The organism is Lentzea guizhouensis (genome assembly GCF_001701025.1).
GTDB classification, from domain to species: Bacteria; Actinomycetota; Actinomycetes; order Mycobacteriales; family Pseudonocardiaceae; genus Lentzea; species Lentzea guizhouensis.
Genome location: NZ_CP016793.1, coordinates 7,748,405 through 7,769,764 on the forward strand (window position 1 = coordinate 7,748,405; position 21,360 = coordinate 7,769,764).

Here is a 21,360-nt window from a genome sequence, read left to right on the forward strand (position 1 = left end):
ATAGAGATTACTGGAGACGGGAGTTCGTCGCGGCCAGCGCCGCCGTGACGGGCGAGAAGAACGTCACGCCACCGCTGCGGCAGTCACCGCTGCCGCCGGAGGTGAGGCCGATCGCGTCACCGTTGCGGGCGAACAGCGGTCCTCCGCTGTCGCCGCCCTCGGCGCACACGCTGGTCTGGATCAGGCCGGTGACCCGGCCCTCCGGGTAGTTCACGGTGGCGTTGAGGCCGGTCACGCGGCCCGAGCGCAGACCGGTCGTGCTGCCCATCCGCTGCACCTGCCTGCCGACCTGGGCCTGGGCGGCGCGGCGGATCCGCACGCGCTGGCCGTTGCCGGTGTCGACCTCGCCGGGGGCGTCGGTGGCGCGGTTGTCGTAGGTGAACAGGGCGAAGTCGCCGTTGCCGGGGAAGGTCGACTCGACCACCGTGGCGGCGGGCCGGCCACCTGGCGAGAGCGAGAACTGGCGGCCGCCGGCCACGCAGTGCCCCGCGGTGAGGAAACCGGGGCGGCCGTCGTCGGTCGTCACGTTGAACCCGAGCGAGCAGCGGCTGCCACCGGCGAAGATCGCGTCACCGCCCTCGGCGAACAACCGGAAGACACCGGGCGCGCGTTCCAGCCGCACACCGGGACCCATCCCCTCGACCGTGGACACCAGGTTGTCCCAGCGCGCACCGGTGACGGTGCTGTCCGCCGTGACCAGCACGCGGTTGGTCGTCGGGTCGACCGCCCACGCGGTGCCGGGCGTGGAAGCCTTGTCCCGCAACGTCGCCGTGGCCTTGGCGGGGTCGGCGACCTGGTCGTCCGCCGCCTGGCTGGAGGTGAAGGTCACCGCGGTGATCGCCACCGCCAGCGTGCCCACCGCCGCCGCGATCGCCTTGGTCCTGCGGTGGTCGTTGTGGTGCATGCCCATGTGGTGACCTCTCGTGACGTCCGCGTACCGAGCAGGTGAGCGCTCCCATCCGCTCCTGCCCAGGACTACGTACGGCACGGCTGTCCGGTTGAGCCGAGTTCCCGCGGTGATCACGACCACCGGAGATGCACTGCGGAAGTCCTTTTAGGACATCTGTTCGCGCTGATCCTGGCCGGCGGCCACCCGCAGTCCGGCCGGGTCGCGGTGCTGCCCGCTCCCCTGCTCACCTGCACCGCCACCGTCGCGATCAACGGCAACGGCTTCGTCGCGTCGTTCGCGTGCGGCATCGCCACCGTGCTCACGGAAGCCAGGCCGGTCGCCCGGTGGCTGGCGAGGAGTCAGTAACGCACCCGGTCGGTCGCGCATGCCACGAGCAGCATCATGGTGACCGCTGCGAGCGCGTGGTCACCGCTGAGCGCGCAGATGCACGCCAGCGAGAACCAGAGCAGCAGTTTCATATATCGAGGTTAGGGACCGTACGAGTGACGCGCATCTCATTTGGGGAAGGCTTGAGGAACGAAACGTGCCGAGCGCGGTTCCGCTGGAGCACTACACCTTCTTGCTGAAGTGGAACGCCGGGATGACGTACCCGGCCGAGAAGTACCGGCTGTGCGCCTCGTGCCGGTGCGTGCCCGAGTCCAGGTGGACCTGCTCGCAGCCGAGTCGGCGGGCCTCGTCGTCGACCCACCGCAGCAGCGCTCCCCCGTGCCCCTGCCTGCGGGCGGACGGCAGCGTGCTCAGGTCGTCGATGTAGAGGTGGAAGCCCACGTAGAGATTGGTCATGGGACGGAAACCGGCCACGGCGACCACGCGACCGTCCGCGTCGAACGAGGCGACGAGCCGGTAGCCCTCCTTGCGCTGCACCCGCACGGCCGCCACGAACTCGTCCGCCGAGGTGAGGTGCTGCCGCAGCTCCCGCATCGCCTCGAACGCCAGCGCGGTGTTCTCGTCGTCCAGTTCGGCCACGGTGTGCGGTGTCGTCATGGCGACGATCATCGCCCGACCAAGTGGCCTCTCAGAAGGCCCAGTTCGACTGAGTTCTGAGAGGCCACTCGCAGTACTACGGGGTCAGGTTCAACGACCACGTGTCGAGTGTGCCGACATCTGACGACGCCACGTCCCGCACGCGGAGCTTCCACGTGCCGTTCGCCGCCTCGCCGGACAGGTTGACGGTGTAGCTGCGGTCGACGTTGTCCGCGCTGCCGCCGCTGCGGTTGTGCAGCGCGAACGCCGTGCCGTCCGGTGCGACCAGGGACACCGTCAGGTCACCGACGTACGGATGCACGATCCGCACCGCCACCGTGGCGGACGCGGACGGGGTCGCCGGGCAGCCGGAGACCACCAGGTCGCTGTCGACCGCGGCGCCCGCGTCGGGGATCGCGAGGTCGGTGCCGTTGGTGCCGGAGCAGCTGCCACCGGGACCGCCGGTGACGGTCAGCGAGTACGTGGCGGTCCGGGTGCCCGTGCCGGTCGCCGTGATCGTGACCGGGTAGGTGCCGGACGCGACCGACGCCGTGGTGCTGATCGTCAGCGTCGAGCTCGAACCCGTGGTCACCGACGCCGGGGTGAACGAGGCCGTTGCGCCGGAAGGCAGGCCGGACGCGGTCAGCTGGACGGACTGCGCCGACCCGCTGACCGTCTGGGTCGAGATGGTGGCTGACACCGATGAGCCCGCCGCCACCGAACCGGAGGACGGCGACACCGCGACGGAGAAGTCGGCGCTCGGCGCGCTGCCGACCGCGGACTTCCACAGGGTGTAGGCGATGCCGTCGACCGCGCGGTTGAGGTGGGTGTCGCTGATGTTGGCGGTCGTGTCGCAGGACTGGTGGTAGCACGGGTCGAACGCACGTCCCGCCGTGCCGCCCCACTTCGTCGCCTGAGCCGACGTCTTGGTCGCGCTGGCGCCCATCGCGTACCCGGAGGCCGGGATGCCCGCGTTGGTGAACGACGCGTCGTCGGACCGGTTGCGGCCCTCGGTGTTCTCCTCCGGCTGCAGGCCCAGCGAGTCCCAGTAGGCCTTCATGTGCGCCGACTGGGCGGAGGTGATGTTGTTGATGAAGTAGCCGCCGTTGGTCGAGCCGACCATGTCGAAGTTGAAGTAGGTCTTGATCTTCGTGCGCTCGGTGGACGGCAGCTGCGAGACGTAGAAGCGCGAGCCGTTGAGGCCCTGCTCCTCGTCGGTCCACCAGGCGAACCGGACCTTGTTCAGCATCGCCGGGCTGGTGCGGGCGAGCACGAGCGCGGTCTCCAGCAACGCACCGGAGCCGGACGCGTTGTCGTTGATGCCGGCGCCCGCGGACACCGAGTCCAGGTGCGCGCCGAACATGTAGACGTTGTTCGCGTTGCCGCCGGGCCACTCGGCGATCACGTTCGGGCCGGCGCCGGTCGAGCAGCCGGACGTGCAGGCCTGCTCGGACACCGTGAACCCGGCCGCGGCGAGCTTGTCCTTCACGTACGTCACCGACGCGCGGTAGCCGGCCGTGGTCGAGCGCCGGTTTCCGCCGTTCTGGGACGCGATGGTGGAGAACTGGGTCAGGTGCTGCTTGACCGCCGCGATGTCGATGTCGGGGATCTGCGGGCCGGTGCCACCGGTGACCGTCAGGGTGTAGGTCGCGGTCTTGGCGGTGGAGCCGGTCGCGCGGACGGTCACCGGGTAGGTGCCGGACGAGACCGACGACGTGGTGCTGATCGTGAGCGTCGAGCTCGCGCCGGTGGTGACCGAGGCCGGGCTGAACGACGCGGTGGCACCGGACGGGAGACCGGTGGCGGTCAGCTGAACGGTCTGCGCCTGGCCGGCCGTGGTCTGGGTCTGCACGGTCGTGGTGGCCGCCGATCCCGCCGCCACCGAACCGGAGGCGGGCGACACGGCGACGGAGAAGTCGTTGGCCGGGGTGGAGCCGCCGAGGTTGAGCGACCAGGTGTCGATCCGGCCGACGTCGTTGACCGCGTTGTCGTTGACGCGCAGCTTCCACGTGCCGTTCGAGGTCTCGCCCGACAGGTTGACGGTGTAGGTCTGGTCGATGTTGTCGGCGCTGCCGCCGGAACGGTTGTGCAGGGGGTAGGTGGAACCGTCCGGGGCGACGAGGGTGACGGCGAGGTCGCCGATGTAGGTGTGCGCGATCTTCACCGGGACCGTGCTGGTGGCCGAGGGTGCCGACGGGCAGCCGGTGATGGTGATCGGTGACTCGACGGTGGTGTTGTCGCCGATGGACACGTCACCGTCGTTGGTGCCGGAGCAGCCCGCCTGGGCCGTGGCGGAGGCGGGGACGAACACCGCCGCGGCGACCACTGTGGCCAGTGCCGCGGTGAGCAGGGGGTCTTCTTCGTCGCACGGTGGAGCTCCTTCGCAGGGACCTCGTGGATCGCAGGGTCAGGCGAAGGTAGCTCCGGCGGACGCGGACGGCATCGGGCCGTTCGGATGGTTGTGGTGACGGTTCACCCCGGCAGTGCGGGACCGGGCGTGCGGGCGACGAGCGCGGCGGCCGTCACCAGGTCCCAGCCGGGGGCGTACTGGTTGCCGGTGGTGAGGTGCTCGGCGTGCTTCTCGTAGCGGTCGAGCAGCTCCCGCACCGAGTCGAAGACCTCCCGCTGCGGGTGGTCGCGCGGGACGCCGCAGCTGTGCTGGGCGAGGTCGAGGGTCTGACCGGGCGACTCACCGCGCTTGGTCGCCTCGACGCCCGCCGCGAGGTAGACGTAGACCCGTTCCAGCAACGGGTCCAGCACCGGCACGTGACCAGGCGCCGGTCCGAGGTCGGCTGGCTCCAGGCGGTCGACGAGCCGCCGGGCGTTGCCGCCCATGACCGCGGCGACCTGCTCGTCGTCCAGGCCGACGTACTGGGCGCACCGGGCGGCGGCGTGGGCGCCCCACAACGCGGTGGAGTACGGGATGTCGCTGCCGAAGAGCACGTGTCCGGGCGGGATCGTGGCGAGCGCGACGACGATGTCGGTGGGGCTCCACCAGGAGGTGTCGAAGAACAGGTTGTCGTAGGACGTCCCGGCCAGCCAGGCCAGGTCGGTGAGGCCGGCGTGGGCGAGGATGATCCGGGCGCCGGGGTAGCGCCGCAGCACCTCGCGGAGGGTGCCGGTGAACGGGTCGACCTCGGGGCCGGCGTGGAGCACGATCGGCAGGTGGAGCTCGTGGGCGAGGCCGAAGACGTCGTGCAGGCGGTCGTCGCCGAGCTCGAACTCGTCGCTGGACGGGTGCAGCTTGATGCCGCGGGCGCCGGCTTCGACGCAGCGGCGGGCCTCGGCGGCGGCGTCGTCGCCGGGAGCCACGCGGCAGAAGGCCACGAGTGGTGAGCGGGAGTCCGCGGTCGGCGCGGCGGCGGCCTGTGCCTTGACGGCGGCGAGCACCGCGTCGTTCGCGGCCCGGTAGCCGTCCGGCTCGGTCAGCGGGAACACCGCGGCACCCGCGTCCACTTCGGACAGCGCATCGGTCAGCTGCTCGAACGTCGCGGAGAACCCGCTCGGGTCGTTCGTGCCGACGTGCGTGTGCACGTCGAACAGCGGTGCCGTCACACCGAGCGCTTCCCACCACGGCCGGACCAGGTCATCGGCGTACATCGGCCCTCACTTTCGTCGTTCGGCGAATGCCCGTTGAGATCACGTGCAAACACCGCGCGACGAGGCGTACGCGGCGCCGGAGCGGTTACCCCTCCCCCATGGACAACCCTGGCGTGAACACCGAACGGCTCAGGCGGTTCGTGCTCGACCGGCTCGACGAGGACGAACGGCGCCTGGCCGACGAGGAGCTCCCGTTGCTCGACGACGCCGAGCGCCGCGGCAGGTTCCGCGTGGTGCGCTCGGACGACGGGGCGGGGCTCCTGCTGGTGCCCGGCCCGGTGCAGCCGGCGGAGGAACGGGTCACCGTGCCGTTCGAGGAGAAGGTCGCGGTCCTGCGCACCGAGGTCGAGCAGAACGCGGACGAGGCGGCCCTGCGGCTGCTGGCCTCCGCCTACACCGAGCACCACGACTAGCAGGAGGAGTGGCGATGACCAGCCGCGCGCCCGAACCCGACCGGGTGACCGCCGAGAGCGAACTGGAGGACACCGACATCGGCGGTGAGCACACCAAGCCCACGTTCGCCGACGAGAACCCCGGCGGCCCGCACAGCGGCCCCGACGAGTCGGAACCGGAGGACGCGGGCGGCATGGACGGGTGAGTCACTCCTCGACCCGCTGGGTGACCGTGCCGCGGACGAAGTAGCGCTGGGCCACCAGGAACAGCAGGATCATCGGCACGGTCGCCACCACGCTCGCGGCCATCACCAGCTCCCACTGCGCCTCGCCGCCCTGGCCGAACCGGTCCAGCACCGCCTTCAGCCCGCGCGGCAACGTGTACAGCTCCGGCTCGCGCAGGTAGATCAGCGGGCGGATGAGGTCCGTCCAGGCGGCCTTGAGCTCGAACACGAACACGACGATCAACCCCGGCCTGGCCAGCGGCAGTGCGATGGACCGGAACTGCCGCCACGGCCCGGCGCCGTCGACCCTGGCCGCGTCGAACACCTCCGCCGGCAGGCCGAGGAAGAACTGGCGCAGCAGGAACACGTAGAAGGCCGACCCGAAGAGGTTGCCCGCCCACAGCGGGACCTGCGTCGTCGCGAGGCCCACCGCGTGCCACTCCAGGTAGACCGGCACCATCGTCACGGCGGCGGGCAGCATCATCGTGGCCAGCACGAGTCCGAACAGGACGTTGCGGCCGCGGAACCGGAAGCGCGCGAAGCCGAACGCCACCACCGCGCTGGACACGGTCGCCGCCGCGGCCGCCGCGAACCCGACCGCCACGCTGTTGCCCACCCACGCGAGCAACGGCACCGCACGCCACACCTCGGCGTAGTTCTCCGGCCGGAACACCGACGGCAGCAAGGAGTTGTCGAAGACCTGCGAGCGGTCCTTGAGCGAGGCGCTGACCAGCCACCAGAACGGGTACGCGAACAGCAGGCCGACCGCGACCAGCGCCAGCACCACCGGCAGCCGCCGGGTCATGACCGGTCCTCGTAGTGCACGTAGTCGCGTGACAGCCGCACCTGCAGCGCGGTGATCGCGGCGATCACGACGAACAACACCCACGCGAGCGCCGAGGCGTATCCCATGCGCAGTGAGCCGAACGCCTCCTGGAACAGGTAGATCACGTAGAACAACGCGGCGTCGCCCTCGGCCGGTGTGGACGGGCGGGCGCCGAAGAACATCGTGTACGCCTCGGTGAAGACCTGCAGCGACGCGATGGTGTTGACGATCAGGGTGAAGTAGATCGTGCCGCTGATGCCCGGCAGCGTGATGTGCCAGAACTGCCGCCACGGCGAAGCGCCGTCGAGCCGCGCCGCCTCGTAGCGCTCCCCCGGCACCCTGGTCAGCGCCGCCAGGTAGAGCACGGCGGTGCTGCCGACGGTCCACAGGCTCATAAGCACCAGGCCCGGTTTGATCCAGGCCGGGTCGGTCGTCCACTGCGGACCGGTGAACCCGAACCAGCCGAGCACGGCGTTGATCGCGCCGTTCTGCCCGTTGAGCAGCAACAGGAACAGGGCGGCGAGCGCGACCGGCGGGGTCATGGTCGGCAGGAACAGCACGGTCCGGAAGAAGCCCGCCGACCGGCCCGCGCGGCGCAGCAGCGAGGCCAGCCCGAGGGCGAGCACGATCTGCAGCGGCACGTGCAGCAGGGTGAAGAACACCGTGTTCCACAACGCCGTCGCGGCCCGGTCGTCGGTGAGGATCTCCCGGTAGTTGGTGAGGCCGGTGAACCTGGCGGGCTTGAGCAGGTCGTAGTGGGTGAAGGACAGGTACAGGCTGTAGAGCATCGGCCCGGCGGTGAGCAGCAGGAACCCGAAGACCCACGGCAGCACGAACAACCAGCCGGCCCGCGCCTCCCGCGCGCTCGTCATCAGCGGCCTCCGACGCGGGTGAGCGCCCTGTCCGCCTCGCGCTGGGCCTGCGCCATCGACTCCTGCGGTGTCTGCTGCCCGAACAGCACCCTGGAGACGGCGGCCTCCCACGACCGCACCAGGTCACTCGCCGCGGGGCTGGGCGGCAGTGCGAAGGCCTTGTCCTGCACGGACTGCAGCACCTGCACACCCTGTTCGAGCACGCGGATGCCACGCGGGTCGTACACCTCGGCGAAGATCCGCTCGTCGGCGGCGCGGTTCGCGGTGAACGTGCCGCTGTACGGTTTTCCCTTCTTCGCCAACGCGTCGCGGCGCGCCTTGGCCGCGGTGACCCAGGTGTCCGCCGCGGTCATGGTCGCGATGAGCTCGCAGGCGAGCTCCGGGTGGCGGGCGCCCTTCGGGATGGCCCACGCCTGCCCGCCGGCCTCGGTGAGCGGCCTGCCCTGGCGGTCGGTCAGCGGCGCGACCGTGACGTCGACGTCCGGTGAGTTCGCCGCGAGGGTGTTGACGTACCAGGAGTCCATCGCCATCGCGGCCACCTGGCCGCTGACGAGCTCGTTCTTCGCGCCGAAGGAGTCGAAGGTGTCGCGGAAGGCCTTGAACGCCGCCCAGCCGCCCTGCGCCCGGACCAGGTCGGTGGTGTACCGGACCGCCTCGACCACGCGCGGGTCGTCCAGGTGCGGTTCGTCGCCGAGCAGGTCGGCGCCGTTCGCCTTGGCCCACATGGCGACGAACTCCGGCACCCGCGGGTCGAACCCGATCCGCTGCACCCGGCCGTCCTGGGCGCGGGCGAGCTTCGCGGAGACCTCGGCGAGCGCGGTCCAGTCCGTTGTGGACATCGTGGCCGGGTCGACGCCGTTCTCGCGCAGCACCGGGTTGTTGAGGATGAGCACGCGGACGGTGAAGAAGTCCGGCACCCCGTACACCGTGCCGTCGTAGGTCACCTGCCGCACCGCCGCCTCGCGGTAGCCGGCGAGGTCGACGTCGTGTCGTTCCAGGCACGACCCCAGGTCCTGCACCGCTCCCCTGGCCGCGTATCCGCCGAGCTTGCGGCGGTCCGCGTACACCAGGTCCGGCGGGTCGCCCGCGGCGACGGAGGAGAGGAACTGCTGCTCGTCGAACACGCCCTCGTTGATCCGCAGGTCGACCTCGGGCCGCTTCTCGCGGAACACCGCCACCCTGGCGGTGGCGTGTTCATCGGGCAGGCCGAAGCCCATGGTCGTGAGGGTGTTGGGCCGGTCGGCGGCGCTCGGTCCGAGACCACCGCAGCCAGCGACCAGCAGGACCACGGGTAAGAGCGGCCACCTGGTCATGCGCGTGCGGCGACTACAGCCCTGCGGCTGTGCAGGAAACTCCGTGCCGCGGTGAGCAGCGTGCGCGCTTCCGCCAGCTCGCCGTACTCGAGGTGTTCGTCCGCGGCGGCGATGTGGGCCAGCGCCTGCTGGGGTGCGTCCGGAGCGATCATCACCGCGTGGGCGAGGCACCGGCGCGCCCGCTCGGCGCCGAGTTCGAGGTCGGTGCCGGAGGTGGCCCTGATCGAGGCGAGGGCGTCGCGGATGGCCTGGTCGAGGGAGCTGTGCCGCACGGGGGCCGCCTTCTGGGCAGTCGGGACCGGGACGGCGCCGACTGCTTGACGCCGATCCCAGTTACCCGCCACCCATCGGGGTGAAACATGATCCGACCGTTGTTCCCGGGCGAACGACTCAGCCGCCGCGGTTGTCGACCGCGGAGGCCAGCATCGCGGCAATCTCGGCCAACGCGCGGTCGGTCACCGGTGACTCGCCGGCGCGGTCCAGCACATCGGCTCTGGTCACCACCGGCACCGCGCCGCGCAACGAGTCAGCGCCCAGCTCGGCGCTGCCCGCCACCACGTAGCGGCCCTCGACGTGCACCAGCACCGCGTCTTGACGAGGTGACTGGAGCAGCAGTTTCAGGTCCTCCACGGGTACTGGCACGTCGTTCTCCTCCCGTCACCGGCCGGTGGCCTCGCCGCTGACCCGCTGGCCGGACTCACGGGCGTGGCCGCCGACGTCCTGCGCCGCTTCCTTGGCGTGGCCGGCCGTCGTCTGCGCCGCGTCGGTGGCGACCTGCTTCACCTCACCGGCCGCGTCGCTCACGGTGGACTGCACGTCCTCCTTGAGGCTCTGCGCCGACTCGGACAACGCCTGCTTGGCCGGGTCGACCACGTCGCTGAAGGTGTCGGAGAGCTGTTGCACCGCTTGCTGTTCGGCGGCGGTGCGGGGCAGCACGGCGGCGAGCAGCAAGCCGGTGCCGAACGCGATCAGGCCGGCCGCGAGCGGGCTGCCCTGGGTCTGCTCGGCGACGCGCTGCGGGGCCTGCTGCACCGCGTGTGCCGCCTGCTCGGCGCGGTCGGCCACGGCCTGGCCCGCCTGTCCGGCCTTCTCGGCAATCGCGTTGCCGGCGTCCTGGCCCTGGTTCCGCACGCTGTAGGCGGTGTCGCTGGCGGTGCCCATCACCCTGTCCCTCATCGTGGTGAGTCCTCGTCGCACACCGCGCACCTGTCGTTGGGCGATGCGGCGCGGGCTCGTGTGGTCGACCAGCCGGTTGGCGTCGGCCCTCAAATCGGCGCGGGTCACTTCGATCTCGCGCCTTATTTGGTCGGGTGTTTCGCCCATTCCACGTCCTCCTTCAGCGTTTCGACGGTGCGTTCGGGTTTCGGGTTGACCGTGCGCAGCTTGGCCCGGCCGGAGGTGTAGAGGACCGCACCGGCGATGCCCCACAGGGCGGCGACGATCAACGCGGCCCAGCCCAGCGGCATGACCGCGCCGAGTGCGAACACCAGCGCGAAGCTCAGCAGCACGATGGTCAGGTAGCCGGCGAACCCGGCGGCGGCGAGCATCCCGGTCGCCTTGCCGGCCTTGGTGGCCTCCTGGCGGATCTCCGCCTTGGCGAGCTCGAGCTCCTGCCGCATCAGCTTCGACAGGTCTCCGGTGAGCTCGCTGACCAGGTCACCGAGCGACTCCTCGGTGCGGGTCTGCGGGATCTCAGGGCTCGACATGCGGCACCCCCGACGCGGGCCTGCCGGGCGCCGGGTTCGACGTCAGCGGCGCGCCGTAGTCCGGCGTCGGGCTGTAGCCCGGCGTCCCGTTGAACTCCGGCGTCTCGTCGTAGCCCGCACCGGCGTAGCCCGTGCCGGCGTAACCCGGCGTCTCGGCGTACCCGGTCGCCGCGTGCTGCCCCGTCACCGGGACGACTCCGCCCTGCGCCTGTGATCCGCCCTGCGACCCGCTTTGGCCACCGCCGGTCGCGCTCTTCGCGACTCGCCCGACCAGGAACCCGGCCACGACGGCGCCCAGCAGGAACGTGCCGGGCTTGCGTCGCGCGTAGTCCCGCGCGGAGTCGAGCAGCCCCTGCGCTCCGCGCTCGTCGAGGAACCGCGCCGCCTGCCTGCTCGTGTCCGCGGCGCTCTGGATCGCACCGGCCGACATCGAGTCGGACGACGCGCCGCCCGCCATCTCGCTCAGCTCGTCGGCGATCCTCGACAGCTGGCCGGAAACGCGCCTGGCCTGCTGTTCCGCCTCGGCCGCGACCCGGTCCCGCACGTCGTGGACGACGTGCTTGGCCTGGTTCTTGGCCTCCTGGGTCACCTGCCCCGCCTGCTCCCGCACGGTGCCACCGACCTCGCCGGCCGCCTCCTTGGCGTGCTGCGCGACCTGGGAACCTTCGTCCCGGGCCGCGGTGCGCACTCCACCCATCTGGTTCTCGGTCACGGCTGACTCCTCAGCTCGTAGTCGTGTCCTGGCCTACGAGCTACCCAACGAATCCGTTCGCAAACGGGACCGTTCCGCCGGTTTTGCCGCAGCGGGGGAAAACGTGATGCCCGTCCCCGTTTGCCCGCGGCCAGCCGGGCTAACTCCTCCGCACACGCCCGAACCAGAGTGGAGAACACCGGATGAGCCCTGCCGCACAGCTGCGATCACTCGCACGCGAGCACGTCGCCGTCGCCGCACTGACCATCCCGAGGCTGGTGCGCCACCGGGTGTGGCGCGACGTGAACCCGCACGAGGGCGCCGGTCTGGGCGTGGTGCTGGTGCCGGGGTTCGGGGCGAGCGACCTGAGCCTCACCTTCACCACGACCTGGTTGCGCGACCGCGGTTATCTGCCGACCGGCGCGAGCACCGGGTTCACCGTCGGGTGCACGTCCGAGCTCGTGGACCGGGTGGAGCAGCGGCTGGCCGAGCACGCGGAGGCCACCGGCGGTCCGGTGGTGCTGATCGGGCAGAGCCGCGGCGGCGGACTCGCCAGGGTCGCCGCCGCGCGCCGCCCCGACCTGGTGTGCGGGCTGGTGATGATGGGCAGCCCGGTGCTGGACCCGATGGGCGCGCACCCGCAGGTGCTGCTGGCGGCGAAGGCGCTCGCGCAGCTCTCCCGGGTCGGCGTGCCGGGGTTGATGAGCACGGACTGCCTGTCCGGCGACTGCTTCGAGGACAACGTCCGGGCCGCCGCGGAACCGTTGCCACCGGAGCTGCCCGCGGTGTCGATCTACTCCAAGTCGGACGGGATCGTGCCGTGGCGGCTGTGCCTGGACCCGTCGGCGGACTGCGTGGAGGTGCACAGCACCCACACCGGGATGGCGCTGGACCCGGACGTCTACCGCGCCCTGCGGCCGCGGCTCGCCGAGTGGGCGGCACAGCGCTACGACCTGCGAGCCACCGGATGACCACCACACAGCTGGTGCGCACCGCGGAGGACGTGTTCGGCTGGACCGAGCTGCGGCCGGAGCAGCTGTGCGCGATGCGGCACGTGCTGGACGGGCGGGACGCGCTGGTCGTGATGCCCACCGGTGCCGGGAAGTCCGCCATCTACCAGGTCCCGGCGATCCTGCTGGACGGCCCGACCGTGGTGGTCTCACCGCTGGTCGCGCTGCAACGCGACCAGGTGGCGGCCCTGCGCGCGGCGGGCGCTCCCGCCGCGGCCGCCGTCAACTCGGCGAGGTCCGCGGAGTCCAACGAGGACGCCTGGCGCGACTTCGCGGCGGGCACGACGGAGTACCTGTTCCTCTCCCCCGAGCAGCTCGCGAACCCCGAGGTGCTCGACCGGCTCGACCGGCGCAGGCCCTCGTTGTTCGTGGTGGACGAGGCGCACTGCGTCTCGTCCTGGGGCCACGACTTCCGGCCCGACTACCTGCGGCTGCGCGACGTCGTCGAGCGGTTGGGACGTCCGGTCGTCCTGGCCCTCACCGCGACCGCGAGCGGCCCGGTCCGCACCGACGTCGTCGAGCACCTCGGCCTGCGCGACCCCGCGGTGGTCGTCGCCGGGTTCGACCGCCCGAACCTGCACCTCGCGGTGCGCTTCGGCACCGACGAGGACGACCGCACCCGCGCCGTGACGCAGTGGGTGACCGAGCGCTCCGGGCCTGGCCTGCTGTACGTGGCGACGCGCAAGGACGCCGAGCGCTACGCCACCGACCTGGCCGCTCGCGGCGTGCGGGCGGCCGCGTTCCACGCGGGCATGAAAGCCGCCGACCGCAAGCAGGTGCAGGACGACTTCATGGCCGACCGCCTCGACCTCGTGGCCGCCACGTCCGCGTTCGGCATGGGCATCGACAAACCCGACGTGCGGTTCGTCGTGCACGCGGCCACCCCCGGCTCGCTCGACGCCTACTACCAGGAGATCGGCCGGGCCGGCCGCGACGGCGAGCCGGCCGAGGTCGTGCTCTTCCACCGCCAGGAGGACCAGGGCCTGCAACGCTTCCTGACCACCCGCAAGCCAGACCTCGCCTGCGCGCGCGAAGTGGCGGGCCTCGTGCGCAAGCAGCCCGGCATCACCCTGGCCGAGCTGACGGACCGCGTCGAGCACTCGCGCCGCAAGGTCACCAGCACGGTGAACCTGTTGGAGAGCGCGGAAATCGTGCGGATCACCCAGGACGGCGTGCGGTACGCGGACGACGGGCCGACGCCGGCGAAGGCGGTCGGGCTCGTCGAGGAGGAAGCCGAACGACAGCTGCACCGCGACCGTTCCCGCGTCGAGGTCATGCGCGAGTACGCCGGCACCCGCGGCTGCCGCCGCCGGTTCCTGCTGGGCTACTTCGGCCAGGAGCTCGACGAGCCGTGCGGTCACTGCGACCGGTGCGACGACGGCCTGCCCGACGAGGGTTCCGCCGACGTGGCGACCGAGCACCGGCCGGACGCCGAGGTGCGGCACGAGATGTGGGGCCGCGGCACGGTGGTGCAGCAGGACGGCGACAAGCTGATGGTGTTGTTCGACGAGGTCGGCTACAAGACGCTGTCGCTGGCGGCGGTGGAGGAGGCCGGCGTGCTGAGCGCCGGCTGAGAGTGGCGGTACCGAGGTCCGGGCGAACGGGTCACGACCGGCATGTCAGCGCATGATCGCGTAAAGGTCGCCGTTCGTGCTGGAGGTCTGCATGTCGCCGTAGCCCACGAAGACCGCCTTGTTCCCCATCACCGGTCGCGCCGCCCAGTGCGCAGTGGTGGGCACCGCGGTCGTGACGTCCTTGGTCCACCGCACGGCGCCGCTCTCCGCGTTGAGCGAGTACACCGTTCCACTGGTGTCCGAGACGACGAGTTGTCCGCGTACGACGACCGGTCCTGCCTGCACGTGCGCGTCGAAGCTGTGCTGCCATCCGAGCTCACCGGTGAAGGCGTCGTACCTGAGGGCCTGCCCGGTCGCCGAGTGGACGAGCCCCTGCGGCTCCACGACGTCGTTGACCTGTCTGGAGACCTGCACCTGCTCGACGACCTGGCCGGAGCGTTCGCCGACGCGCAGCACCCAGCCGCTGCTCGTGCCCACCAGGATCTTGCCGTCCCGCGCCTCCCGGTGGCAGGACGGCAGGCCGTCCGTGTCCAGCGACCAGCGCACGGCCCCACCGTCCTCGATCGCGGTCAGGCGTCCGTCGTCATCATCCTGCTGGTCGGCACCAACCCGCGGACGACCGTGCACGGCCCGGTCACCAGGCCACCGAGGTCGGCCCGCCAGCGCTGCACGCCGTCGTCCTGGCCCAGCCCGGCCACACCGCCGTCCCGCAACGACAGCACGACGTCGTCGCCGTTGACGACCGGGAAGCAGGCTGACTCGAACCCCTGTGCCACAGCTCGCTCCCCGGCTCCGCGCGGTCGAACAGCCGCATCCCGAGGTACGTGCCCACCGTGACCACCGCGGCCGCGCCCAGGCCGAGTGCGAGCACTCGCCGCCGGCTCACCGGTGCGCTGGAGAGCTTGCCGAGCAGCAACTCGGTCAGCAGCTCGACGTCGGTCTCGCCGTTCTCCCGCACGTCGATCCAGGCGGTGCTCCTGCGCAGGCCGCGCAGTTCGGTGTCGTCGCAGCGCAACGGCAGCACCGCGTCGTCCCTGCCGCCGAACAGGGCCTCCAGCGCCGAGCGCAGCTCCCACCTGGTCCAGACGCTGTCGAGGTAATGCCTCGACACGACCACCACGACATAGCTGGACCTCTTGCCGTAGACGTCCAGCAGCTTCTCGAAGAGGTTCTTCCCCCAGAATTCGGCCTAGTAGGACTCGTCGAAGAAGACCCGGCGCTCCTTCGCCTTCAACGCCTCGGCGAGACGCCGCGCGAACTCCCGGTCGGGTCCGGCGAACGACAGCGCGAAGTCGTACTGCTCCTTCAGCTCCACCTGGGGAGTGTCGCTCTCCGCACGTGCGCCGTAACACGAACCGGATCGGTCAGAACAACGGCTAGCCGTTCTCCACCTGGAGCTTCAAGCCGCGCACGGACAGCACCGGCGCGTCCGGCGCCTCCTCCAGCACCAGAACAAACTCCTCATCCGCCTCGAACCGCGACCCGCTCCCCTTCCAGCCGACCGCCTTCTCGCTCGTCAGCCGGACCTCACCGTCCGGCTGCGTCACCACGGCGGTGAGCCGCTCCCCGTCCTGGGTCAGCACGACGGTGCCGCCGTCCTCGGGTCCGCCGGCGTCCGGCAGGTCCGCGGACAGCCGCAGGTCGGACAGCGCGGTGCCCCGCACCCGGCACTCGCCGGTGAAGTCCAGGAGCACCGTCCTGGACCGGAGCGTCACCTCGGTCTGCTCGGCGTGGCAGCGGACGGTGGTTGCTGAGCTGTCGGCCATGGACACTGCCTACCCGCGGTTCGCGAGGTGAAAACAGCGATCAGTCTTCCAGGTCGACGGACCAGCCGTTGACCAGCGGGCAGTGCCGGACCGCCTGGTCGAGCAGGTCCGCCCGGCGGTCGCCGGGGACGTTGGGCAGGGTGATCGAGAGCTTGGCGTCGATGCTGTAGTCCTGGGCGTTCTCGTGGTTCAGCGTCACCCGCGCACGCACGGCGCTGCCGCTGGTGTCGAGGTCGCCGGTGGTGGCTGCCAGGACCACCGCCTGGTGCAGGCACGTGGCCAGCGCCGCGGCGTACAGCTTCTCCGGGTCCCACGCCCCGTCACCGTCCCCCACTGGGAGGGACGTGCCGGTCACGCCGACCTCGTCGTTCTGGGAGAGCGCCTCGACGTCCTTGACCTTCATCGCCACCTACCTGGTTGACCGGGTCTGCACCCCCGGCACATACCCGTGGTCTGGCGGCTCAACCCGGAACCACCCGTCGGGTCACGGCGTGCACGATGCCCGCGCGTTCGGGCAGCTCAGGTCAGGGCGAACCTCGCCGTCACGGCACCGCCACGTACTCGGTGCACGCGTCGGCGAGCCATGCGGCGAGGTACTCGGCGAAGGACGACCGCACCAGCAAGGTGATCCGGTCAGCACCGGTCACCTGCAGCACGACCCCCGTCCGCGCGAGCAGCGTCTGCACGCAAGTGCCGACGGGAGCCGCAGCCGGGTGCAGGTCCACGGCACATCCGTGAGCCAGCACGTCCCGCCCGCGCGGCCCTTCCAGGACCACGGTCGTGCGCTGAGCCGAAGTGTCCACAACGGACCCCCGCGAAGATCCGAGCGCGCCACGCAACACCTCCTCGATCGGGACCTGCAGGTCGGGAGCGGCCACGACGAGGAACTCGTCCGGCCCGAGCCAGAGCACCTCCACGGCGCCGAACGGGCCGGTGCCGGTGGTGAACGTGCACGCGACGGCCGGGAAGGCGGCACCGAGTGCGGCACCCATCGCCGCGATAGCGCCGGGATCGGACACCCGCACCGTGAGCTGGGAGCGGAACGGCACCTCGCGCACGCCCAGGGCGGGTGCGAGCGCGGCCAGCCGGTCGGTCCAGGCGGCCAGCGGGCTCACCGGGTCAGCCGTCACGACGGGCTCCTTCCTTGTCGTAGAGCACGGACTCGGTGACGGTGACCGGTACGAGCGCGTCCTCGACCGGCACGTACAGGGTGTCGCCGATGCGGTCGCGGCCCGCGCGCACCAGGGCGAGCGCGAACGTGCGGCCGAGCGCCGCGCTGGGGTAGCTGGAGGTGACGTGGCCGAGCATCCGCACCGGCGGTTCGGGCAGGCGGTCGGTCTCGACGATCTGCGATCCCTCCGGCAGCAGTACGTTCGGGTCGACGGGCAGCAGCCCGACCAGCTGCTTGCGGTCCGTGCGCAGGTTCTCCGCGCGGGCGAACGACCGCTTGCCGATGAAGTCGGCCTTCTTCTTCGACACCGCCCACGACATCCCGAGGTCCTGCGGCGTGACCGTCGCGTCGGTCTCCTGGCCGATGATCGGGTAGCCCTTCTCGGCGCGCAGGACGTGCATGGTCTCCGTGCCGTAGGGCGTGATCCCGTGCTCCTCCCCCGCCGCCACCAGCGCCTCCCACACGGCGAGCCCGTGCCAGGCGGTCACGTTGATCTCGTAGGCGAGCTCGCCGGAGAAGCTGATCCGGCACACCCGCGCCGGCACCCCGGCCACCTCGGCGTCGCGCCAGGTCATGAACTCGAACGCCTCGGTGCTCACGTCGAGGTCCGGCGCGACCGCACCGAGCACCGCCCGCGACTTCGGGCCCACCAACGGGACCGTGGCCCAGTGCTCGGTCACCGACGCGCAGTGGACGTCGAGGTGCGGCCACTCCGTCTGCAGCCACTCCTCCATCCAGTCGAGGACCTTCGCGGCGTTGCCGGTGGTCGTGGTGACGAGGTAGCGCTGCTCACCGACCCGGATCACGGTGCCGTCGTCGATCACCATGCCGTCCACGCCGCACATGACGCCGTAGCGGATCCGGCCGACCTTCAGCGTGCTCATGAGGTTGGTGTAGAGCATGTCCAGGAACTTGCCGGCGTCCTCGCCCTGCACGTCGATCTTGCCGAGTGTGGAGCCGTCCATCAGCGCGACGCCCTCCCGCGCGGCCCGGCACTCGCGGAGCACGGCCGCGTGCAGGTCCTCACCGGGCCGCGGGTAGTACCAGGGCCGTTTCCACTGGCCGACGTTCTCGAACAACGCCCCGTGCGCGACGTGCCACGGGTGGATCGCCGTGACCCGCACCGGGTCGTGCAGCTCGCCGCGGTTGCGTCCGGCCAGCGCGGCGAACGACACCGAGGTGAAGGGCGGGCGGAACGTCGTCGGCCGTTGCTCGGCCAGTTCGGCGCCGAGGGCTTCCGCGACGATGCCGGCCGCGATCATGCCGGACGTCTTGCCCTGATCGTGGGCCGTGCCGATGGTTGTGTACCGCTTGACGTGCTCCAACGACCGCAGGCCGGCGCCCGTCGCCCGCAGGACGTCCGCGACCGTCGAGTCCCGTTGCAGGTCCACGAAACTGGTGTTCTCGTCGCCCGGCACCGCCACAGCACCAGGCCCGGACGCGAGGTGCACCGCGAGTCCGACGCGGGCAGCGGGACCTGGCCGCCGGGCGTGAACCCGGCCGCGATGACCGCCTCGGTCCCCGCGATCCGGCCCTGGCGCGCACACGCGGTCAGGTCGAGCTCGCCGGTCGCCGAACCCGCGACCCGCACGGTGTCGAGCTCCTCTCCCGGTACGAAGGCGCCCAGCTCGGCGTCGTAGCGGAGCTTGCCGCGGGCCTGGCTGAACAGGCTGACGACCGGGTTCCAGCCGCCGGAGACGAGGACCGTGTCGCACGCGACCGTGAGCGCGGCGCCGGCGGAGCCGTGCAGCGGTGCGACGCGCGGCCGTCACCCGGCCGGTGCCCTCGGTTCCCACCACCGCGTGCCCGGCGCGGACCTCGATGCCCCGCGCGGCGCACTCGGTCGCGAGCCGGGCGGGAGCCTCCGGGCGGGCGTCCACGACCAGTGCGATGTCCACACCGGACTCGGCGAGGTCGATCGCCGCGCAGTACGCGCTGTCGTTGGTGGTGAGCACGACCGCCCGCGCACCCGGCAGCACGCCGTACCGGTGCAGGAACGTGCGAGCCGCGGACGCCAACATGATCCCGGGCCGGTCGTTGTCCGGGAACACCACGGGCCGTTCGTGGGCGCCGGTCGCGAGCACGGTCTGCCTGGTCCGGATCCGCCAGACCCGGTGCCGCGCATGCGAGGCCGGTGCGGCGAACCCGAGGTGGTCGGTGCGCTTCTGCAACGCCAGCACGAACCCGTCCTGGTACATCCCGAACGCGGTGGTCCGCTCCAGCACCAGCACACCGGGCGTCGACTTGAGCTCCGCCACGACGTCCGCGACCCACTCGGCGGAAGGCCGCTCGTCCAGGTACTCCTCCACGCCCAGCAGCGCGCCACCGGACTGGTTCTGCTCGTCCACCAGCACCACGCGCGCACCACTGCGGGCCGCGGTCAGCGCCGCCACCAGCCCGGCGGGTCCGGCACCGACGACCAGCACGTCGCAGTGCTCGTGCTTCGCGTCGTAGCGGGCGGGGTCGGGGTCCGGCGACAGCTTGCCCTGACCGGACAACCCGCGCGCGACCAGTCCGTCGTAGAGCTCGACGGTCGTGGCGAGCAGCATCGGTTCGGAGAAGGGCGCTTCGACCTGCACCAGCGAGGTCGGGTCCTCCGACCCGGCCGCAACGATCCCGCGCCGGCGGCCGAGCTTCACGCTGCTGCCGATCTCGTGCACGCCGTGCGCCAGCAACGCCGACGCCAGCGTGTCGCCGGGGTGGCCGGTGTGCTCGACGCCGTTGAACGTGAAGCGCAGCAACGTGTTCCGGTCGATCGCGCCGCCGGTGCGGGTGCGGAGGGTCATGCGGTCACCTCGGGCATCGGCTCACCGGCGCGGTAGACGGCGAGCAGGTCGTGGGTGCGGGTGTCGCGCACGGCGTTGAACCACCGGCGGCACCCGGCGCTGTGGCTCCAGCGCTCGGCGAACGGGCCGCTCGGGTTCTCCCGGAAGAACACGTACCGCGCCCACTCCTCGTCGCTGAGCGCCGACGGGTCCCGCGGGTAGGCGACGTGGGCCTGGCCGCCGTAGTGGAACTCGGCTTCCTCGCGCGGCCCGCACCACGGGCACGGGATGAGTTGCATGTCAGCTCTCCCTGGACTGGTTTCAGTGCGCCACGGCGGCGGCGCCGTGCTCGTCGACGAGGGCGCCGGTGGTGAAGCGCTCGAGGGTGAACGGCTCGTTGTACGGGTGCGGTTTGTCGTTCGCGACGGTGTGCGCGAAGCAGTCGCCGACGCCGGGCGTGGCCTTGAACCCGCCGGTGCCCCAGCCGCAGTTCAGGTACAGGCCACCGACCGGCGTGAGGCCGACGATCGGCGAGGCGTCCGGCGAGACGTCGACGATGCCCGCCCACGTCCGCAGCAGGTGGGCCCGCGCGAACACCGGGAACAGCTCCAGCGCCGCGGCCATCTGCTCCTCGACGACGTGGAACGACCCCCGCTGGCCGTAGCCGTTGTAGCTGTCGATGCCCGCGCCCATCACGAGCTCACCTTTGTGCGCCTGGGACACGTAGACGTGCACGGCGTTCGACATCACGACGGTCGGGTGCACGGGCTCCAGCAGCTCGGACACCAAGGCCTGCAACGGATGTGAGGCCAGCGGCAGCCGCAGCCCGACCATCTTCGCGAGCACCGAGCTGTGCCCGGCCGCGCACAACGCGACCTTGCCCGCCGCGATCCGGCCGCGAGAAGTCCGCACCGCGGTGATCCGGCCCTGCAGCGTCTCCAATCCGGTCACCTCGCAGTTCTGGATCAGGTCGACACCCATCGCGTGCGCGGCCCGCGCGTAGCCCCACGCCACGTGGTCGTGCTTCGCGATGCCCGCACGCGGCTGGTAGGTCGCGCCCAGCACCGGGTGGCGCACGTCCGGCGAGGTGTTGACGATCGGGCAGATCTCCTTGACCCCGGCGGGATCCACCCACTCCGCGTCGATGCCGTTGAGCCGGTTGGCGTTGACCCGGCGGACGCTGTCGCGGACGTCCTGCAGGCTGTGCGCGAGGTTCAGCACGCCGCGCTGGTCGAACAGGATCGGGTAGCCGAGGTCGTCCTCCAGGCCTTCCCACAGCTTCAGCGAGTGCTCGTAGATGCCGGAGCTCTCGTCCCACAGGTAGTTCGACCGGATGATCGTGGTGTTGCGGGCCATGTTGCCGCCGGCGAGCCAGCCCTTCTCCAGCACCGCCACGTTCGTGATGCCGTGGACCTTCGCCAGGTAGTAGGCGGTGGCCAGGCCGTGCCCGCCACCACCGACGACCACGACGTCGTAGGAGGCCTTGGGTTCCGGGTTGTCCCACAGGAAGTCCGGGGGCTCGGGCAGATGCGCCCCTGGTGGCTGATCCGTGCTGGTCATGCGCGACGCCTCCAGCG

Annotated in this window: 26 protein-coding genes; 5 read left to right on the forward strand and 21 right to left on the reverse strand. The window is 71.3% G+C overall.

Going from position 1 to position 21,360, the window contains the following annotated elements; translation table 11 throughout:
* Nucleotides 1-7: 7 nt before the first annotated feature.
* Nucleotides 8-910 carry a S1 family peptidase gene (locus BBK82_RS37260; protein ID WP_065919137.1) on the reverse strand — a complete coding sequence of 301 codons (903 nt, stop codon included), beginning with the start codon at nucleotides 908-910 and terminating at the stop codon, nucleotides 8-10.
* Nucleotides 911-1,114: 204 nt separating this feature from the next.
* Between BBK82_RS37260 and BBK82_RS51015 the strand changes: the two genes are divergently transcribed.
* On the forward strand, nucleotides 1,115-1,255 hold the full coding sequence (locus BBK82_RS51015; RefSeq protein WP_154697733.1) for a hypothetical protein: 141 nt from the start codon (nucleotides 1,115-1,117) through the stop codon (nucleotides 1,253-1,255).
* Between the two features lie 204 nt (nucleotides 1,256-1,459).
* Here the strand turns inward: BBK82_RS51015 and BBK82_RS37265 are convergent, their stop codons facing one another.
* From BBK82_RS37265 to BBK82_RS37275, 3 genes are all read right to left on the reverse strand, one after another.
* On the reverse strand, nucleotides 1,460-1,894 hold the full coding sequence (locus BBK82_RS37265) for a GNAT family N-acetyltransferase (protein WP_065921664.1): 435 nt from the start codon (nucleotides 1,892-1,894) through the stop codon (nucleotides 1,460-1,462).
* Nucleotides 1,895-1,970: 76 nt separating this feature from the next.
* Nucleotides 1,971-4,199: a M28 family peptidase gene (locus BBK82_RS37270; protein WP_065919138.1), complete on the reverse strand. Its 2,229-nt coding sequence runs from the start codon at nucleotides 4,197-4,199 to the stop codon at nucleotides 1,971-1,973.
* Between the two features lie 146 nt (nucleotides 4,200-4,345).
* Entirely contained in the window at nucleotides 4,346-5,473 is a 1,128-nt protein-coding gene (locus BBK82_RS37275; RefSeq protein WP_065919139.1) for an amidohydrolase family protein, read from the reverse strand.
* Nucleotides 5,474-5,571: 98 nt separating this feature from the next.
* On the opposite strand from BBK82_RS37275, the gene BBK82_RS37280 reads away from it, so the two are divergent.
* Both BBK82_RS37280 and BBK82_RS52030 read left to right on the forward strand, forming a co-directional pair.
* Complete coding sequence (locus tag BBK82_RS37280) at nucleotides 5,572-5,886, forward strand: hypothetical protein (RefSeq protein WP_065919140.1); 315 nt, start codon at nucleotides 5,572-5,574, stop codon at nucleotides 5,884-5,886.
* A 14-nt stretch (nucleotides 5,887-5,900) separates the two neighbouring features.
* Nucleotides 5,901-6,071, forward strand: coding sequence for a hypothetical protein (locus BBK82_RS52030; RefSeq protein WP_170068028.1), 171 nt, complete (start codon nucleotides 5,901-5,903; stop codon nucleotides 6,069-6,071).
* Between the two features lies 1 nt (nucleotide 6,072).
* On the opposite strand, the gene BBK82_RS37285 is transcribed toward BBK82_RS52030, so the two are convergent.
* From BBK82_RS37285 to BBK82_RS37320, 8 genes are all read right to left on the reverse strand, one after another.
* A complete protein-coding gene (locus tag BBK82_RS37285) occupies nucleotides 6,073-6,894 on the reverse strand; it encodes a carbohydrate ABC transporter permease (RefSeq protein ID WP_065919141.1) in 822 nt (273 codons plus the stop codon).
* Nucleotides 6,891-7,787, reverse strand: a complete 897-nt coding sequence (locus tag BBK82_RS37290) for a carbohydrate ABC transporter permease (RefSeq protein ID WP_065919142.1) — start codon at nucleotides 7,785-7,787, stop codon at nucleotides 6,891-6,893. The genes BBK82_RS37285 and BBK82_RS37290 overlap by 4 nt, the downstream gene beginning before the upstream one ends.
* A complete protein-coding gene (locus BBK82_RS37295; RefSeq protein WP_065919143.1) occupies nucleotides 7,787-9,100 on the reverse strand; it encodes an extracellular solute-binding protein in 1,314 nt (437 codons plus the stop codon). The genes BBK82_RS37290 and BBK82_RS37295 overlap by 1 nt, the downstream gene beginning before the upstream one ends.
* Nucleotides 9,097-9,372 (reverse strand): hypothetical protein, encoded by a 276-nt coding sequence (locus BBK82_RS37300; RefSeq protein ID WP_065919144.1) that lies wholly within the window; start codon nucleotides 9,370-9,372, stop codon nucleotides 9,097-9,099. The genes BBK82_RS37295 and BBK82_RS37300 overlap by 4 nt, the downstream gene beginning before the upstream one ends.
* 118 nt (nucleotides 9,373-9,490) lie before the next feature.
* Complete coding sequence (locus BBK82_RS37305; protein ID WP_154697734.1) at nucleotides 9,491-9,742, reverse strand: hypothetical protein; 252 nt, start codon at nucleotides 9,740-9,742, stop codon at nucleotides 9,491-9,493.
* 15 nt (nucleotides 9,743-9,757) lie between these two features.
* On the reverse strand, nucleotides 9,758-10,423 hold the full coding sequence (locus BBK82_RS37310; protein ID WP_065919146.1) for a DUF3618 domain-containing protein: 666 nt from the start codon (nucleotides 10,421-10,423) through the stop codon (nucleotides 9,758-9,760).
* Complete coding sequence (locus tag BBK82_RS37315) at nucleotides 10,399-10,806, reverse strand: phage holin family protein (RefSeq protein ID WP_065919147.1); 408 nt, start codon at nucleotides 10,804-10,806, stop codon at nucleotides 10,399-10,401. Before BBK82_RS37315 ends, BBK82_RS37310 begins: the two co-directional genes overlap by 25 nt.
* On the reverse strand, nucleotides 10,793-11,518 hold the full coding sequence (locus BBK82_RS37320) for a hypothetical protein (protein ID WP_065919148.1): 726 nt from the start codon (nucleotides 11,516-11,518) through the stop codon (nucleotides 10,793-10,795). The genes BBK82_RS37315 and BBK82_RS37320 overlap by 14 nt, the downstream gene beginning before the upstream one ends.
* A gap of 182 nt (nucleotides 11,519-11,700) precedes the next feature.
* On the opposite strand from BBK82_RS37320, the gene BBK82_RS37325 reads away from it, so the two are divergent.
* Together BBK82_RS37325 and BBK82_RS37330 are read left to right on the forward strand one after the other, a co-directional pair.
* Nucleotides 11,701-12,468: an esterase/lipase family protein gene (locus tag BBK82_RS37325; protein WP_065919149.1), complete on the forward strand. Its 768-nt coding sequence runs from the start codon at nucleotides 11,701-11,703 to the stop codon at nucleotides 12,466-12,468.
* Nucleotides 12,465-14,081 (forward strand): RecQ family ATP-dependent DNA helicase, encoded by a 1,617-nt coding sequence (locus tag BBK82_RS37330; protein WP_065919150.1) that lies wholly within the window; start codon nucleotides 12,465-12,467, stop codon nucleotides 14,079-14,081. The genes BBK82_RS37325 and BBK82_RS37330 overlap by 4 nt, the downstream gene beginning before the upstream one ends.
* Nucleotides 14,082-14,126: 45 nt before the next feature.
* On the opposite strand, the gene BBK82_RS37335 is transcribed toward BBK82_RS37330, so the two are convergent.
* The 9 genes from BBK82_RS37335 to BBK82_RS37370 all read right to left on the reverse strand — a co-directional run bounded on the left by BBK82_RS37335 (nucleotide 14,127) and on the right by BBK82_RS37370 (nucleotide 21,343).
* Entirely contained in the window at nucleotides 14,127-14,627 is a 501-nt protein-coding gene (locus tag BBK82_RS37335; RefSeq protein ID WP_170068029.1) for an outer membrane protein assembly factor BamB family protein, read from the reverse strand.
* 88 nt (nucleotides 14,628-14,715) lie between these two features.
* Nucleotides 14,716-15,192: a TIR domain-containing protein gene (locus BBK82_RS37340; protein ID WP_170068030.1), complete on the reverse strand. Its 477-nt coding sequence runs from the start codon at nucleotides 15,190-15,192 to the stop codon at nucleotides 14,716-14,718.
* 78 nt (nucleotides 15,193-15,270) lie between these two features.
* Nucleotides 15,271-15,396, reverse strand: coding sequence for a toll/interleukin-1 receptor domain-containing protein (locus BBK82_RS52035; RefSeq protein WP_170068031.1), 126 nt, complete (start codon nucleotides 15,394-15,396; stop codon nucleotides 15,271-15,273).
* A gap of 61 nt (nucleotides 15,397-15,457) precedes the next feature.
* Nucleotides 15,458-15,847 carry a hypothetical protein gene (locus BBK82_RS37345; RefSeq protein ID WP_065919153.1) on the reverse strand — a complete coding sequence of 130 codons (390 nt, stop codon included), beginning with the start codon at nucleotides 15,845-15,847 and terminating at the stop codon, nucleotides 15,458-15,460.
* 40 nt (nucleotides 15,848-15,887) lie between these two features.
* On the reverse strand, nucleotides 15,888-16,250 hold the full coding sequence (locus BBK82_RS37350; RefSeq protein ID WP_154697735.1) for an OsmC family protein: 363 nt from the start codon (nucleotides 16,248-16,250) through the stop codon (nucleotides 15,888-15,890).
* A 139-nt stretch (nucleotides 16,251-16,389) separates the two neighbouring features.
* A complete protein-coding gene (locus tag BBK82_RS37355; RefSeq protein ID WP_065919154.1) occupies nucleotides 16,390-16,977 on the reverse strand; it encodes a sarcosine oxidase subunit gamma in 588 nt (195 codons plus the stop codon).
* Nucleotides 16,967-19,804, reverse strand: a complete 2,838-nt coding sequence (locus BBK82_RS37360) for a 2Fe-2S iron-sulfur cluster-binding protein (protein ID WP_237047777.1) — start codon at nucleotides 19,802-19,804, stop codon at nucleotides 16,967-16,969. The genes BBK82_RS37355 and BBK82_RS37360 overlap by 11 nt, the downstream gene beginning before the upstream one ends.
* Nucleotides 19,801-20,082 (reverse strand): sarcosine oxidase subunit delta, encoded by a 282-nt coding sequence (locus tag BBK82_RS37365; RefSeq protein ID WP_065919155.1) that lies wholly within the window; start codon nucleotides 20,080-20,082, stop codon nucleotides 19,801-19,803. The genes BBK82_RS37360 and BBK82_RS37365 overlap by 4 nt, the downstream gene beginning before the upstream one ends.
* A gap of 22 nt (nucleotides 20,083-20,104) precedes the next feature.
* A complete protein-coding gene (locus BBK82_RS37370; RefSeq protein ID WP_065921666.1) occupies nucleotides 20,105-21,343 on the reverse strand; it encodes a sarcosine oxidase subunit beta family protein in 1,239 nt (412 codons plus the stop codon).
* Between the last annotated feature and the right edge of the window lie 17 nt (nucleotides 21,344-21,360).

What these genes read in the sequence shown, in the direction of transcription:
- BBK82_RS37285 (WP_065919141.1), bottom strand. Translation starts at nt 6,894, where the DNA reads ATGACCCGGCGGCTGCCGGTGGTGCTGGCGCTGGTCGCGGTCGGCCTG.
- BBK82_RS37295 (WP_065919143.1), bottom strand. Translation starts at nt 9,100, where the DNA reads ATGACCAGGTGGCCGCTCTTACCCGTGGTCCTGCTGGTCGCTGGCTGC.
- BBK82_RS37370 (WP_065921666.1), bottom strand. Translation starts at nt 21,343, where the DNA reads ATGACCAGCACGGATCAGCCACCAGGGGCGCATCTGCCCGAGCCCCCG.
- BBK82_RS37315 (WP_065919147.1), bottom strand. Translation starts at nt 10,806, where the DNA reads ATGTCGAGCCCTGAGATCCCGCAGACCCGCACCGAGGAGTCGCTCGGT.
- BBK82_RS37350 (WP_154697735.1), bottom strand. Translation starts at nt 16,250, where the DNA reads ATGAAGGTCAAGGACGTCGAGGCGCTCTCCCAGAACGACGAGGTCGGC.
- BBK82_RS37365 (WP_065919155.1), bottom strand. Translation starts at nt 20,082, where the DNA reads ATGCAACTCATCCCGTGCCCGTGGTGCGGGCCGCGCGAGGAAGCCGAG.
- BBK82_RS37330 (WP_065919150.1), top strand. Translation starts at nt 12,465, where the DNA reads ATGACCACCACACAGCTGGTGCGCACCGCGGAGGACGTGTTCGGCTGG.
- BBK82_RS37325 (WP_065919149.1), top strand. Translation starts at nt 11,701, where the DNA reads ATGAGCCCTGCCGCACAGCTGCGATCACTCGCACGCGAGCACGTCGCC.
- BBK82_RS37275 (WP_065919139.1), bottom strand. Translation starts at nt 5,473, where the DNA reads ATGTACGCCGATGACCTGGTCCGGCCGTGGTGGGAAGCGCTCGGTGTG.
- BBK82_RS37260 (WP_065919137.1), bottom strand. Translation starts at nt 910, where the DNA reads ATGGGCATGCACCACAACGACCACCGCAGGACCAAGGCGATCGCGGCG.
- BBK82_RS37310 (WP_065919146.1), bottom strand. Translation starts at nt 10,423, where the DNA reads ATGGGCGAAACACCCGACCAAATAAGGCGCGAGATCGAAGTGACCCGC.
- BBK82_RS37280 (WP_065919140.1), top strand. Translation starts at nt 5,572, where the DNA reads ATGGACAACCCTGGCGTGAACACCGAACGGCTCAGGCGGTTCGTGCTC.
- BBK82_RS37265 (WP_065921664.1), bottom strand. Translation starts at nt 1,894, where the DNA reads ATGACGACACCGCACACCGTGGCCGAACTGGACGACGAGAACACCGCG.
- BBK82_RS37290 (WP_065919142.1), bottom strand. Translation starts at nt 7,787, where the DNA reads ATGACGAGCGCGCGGGAGGCGCGGGCCGGCTGGTTGTTCGTGCTGCCG.
- BBK82_RS37345 (WP_065919153.1), bottom strand. Translation starts at nt 15,847, where the DNA reads ATGGCCGACAGCTCAGCAACCACCGTCCGCTGCCACGCCGAGCAGACC.
- BBK82_RS52030 (WP_170068028.1), top strand. Translation starts at nt 5,901, where the DNA reads ATGACCAGCCGCGCGCCCGAACCCGACCGGGTGACCGCCGAGAGCGAA.
- BBK82_RS37360 (WP_237047777.1), bottom strand. Translation starts at nt 19,804, where the DNA reads ATGACCCTCCGCACCCGCACCGGCGGCGCGATCGACCGGAACACGTTG.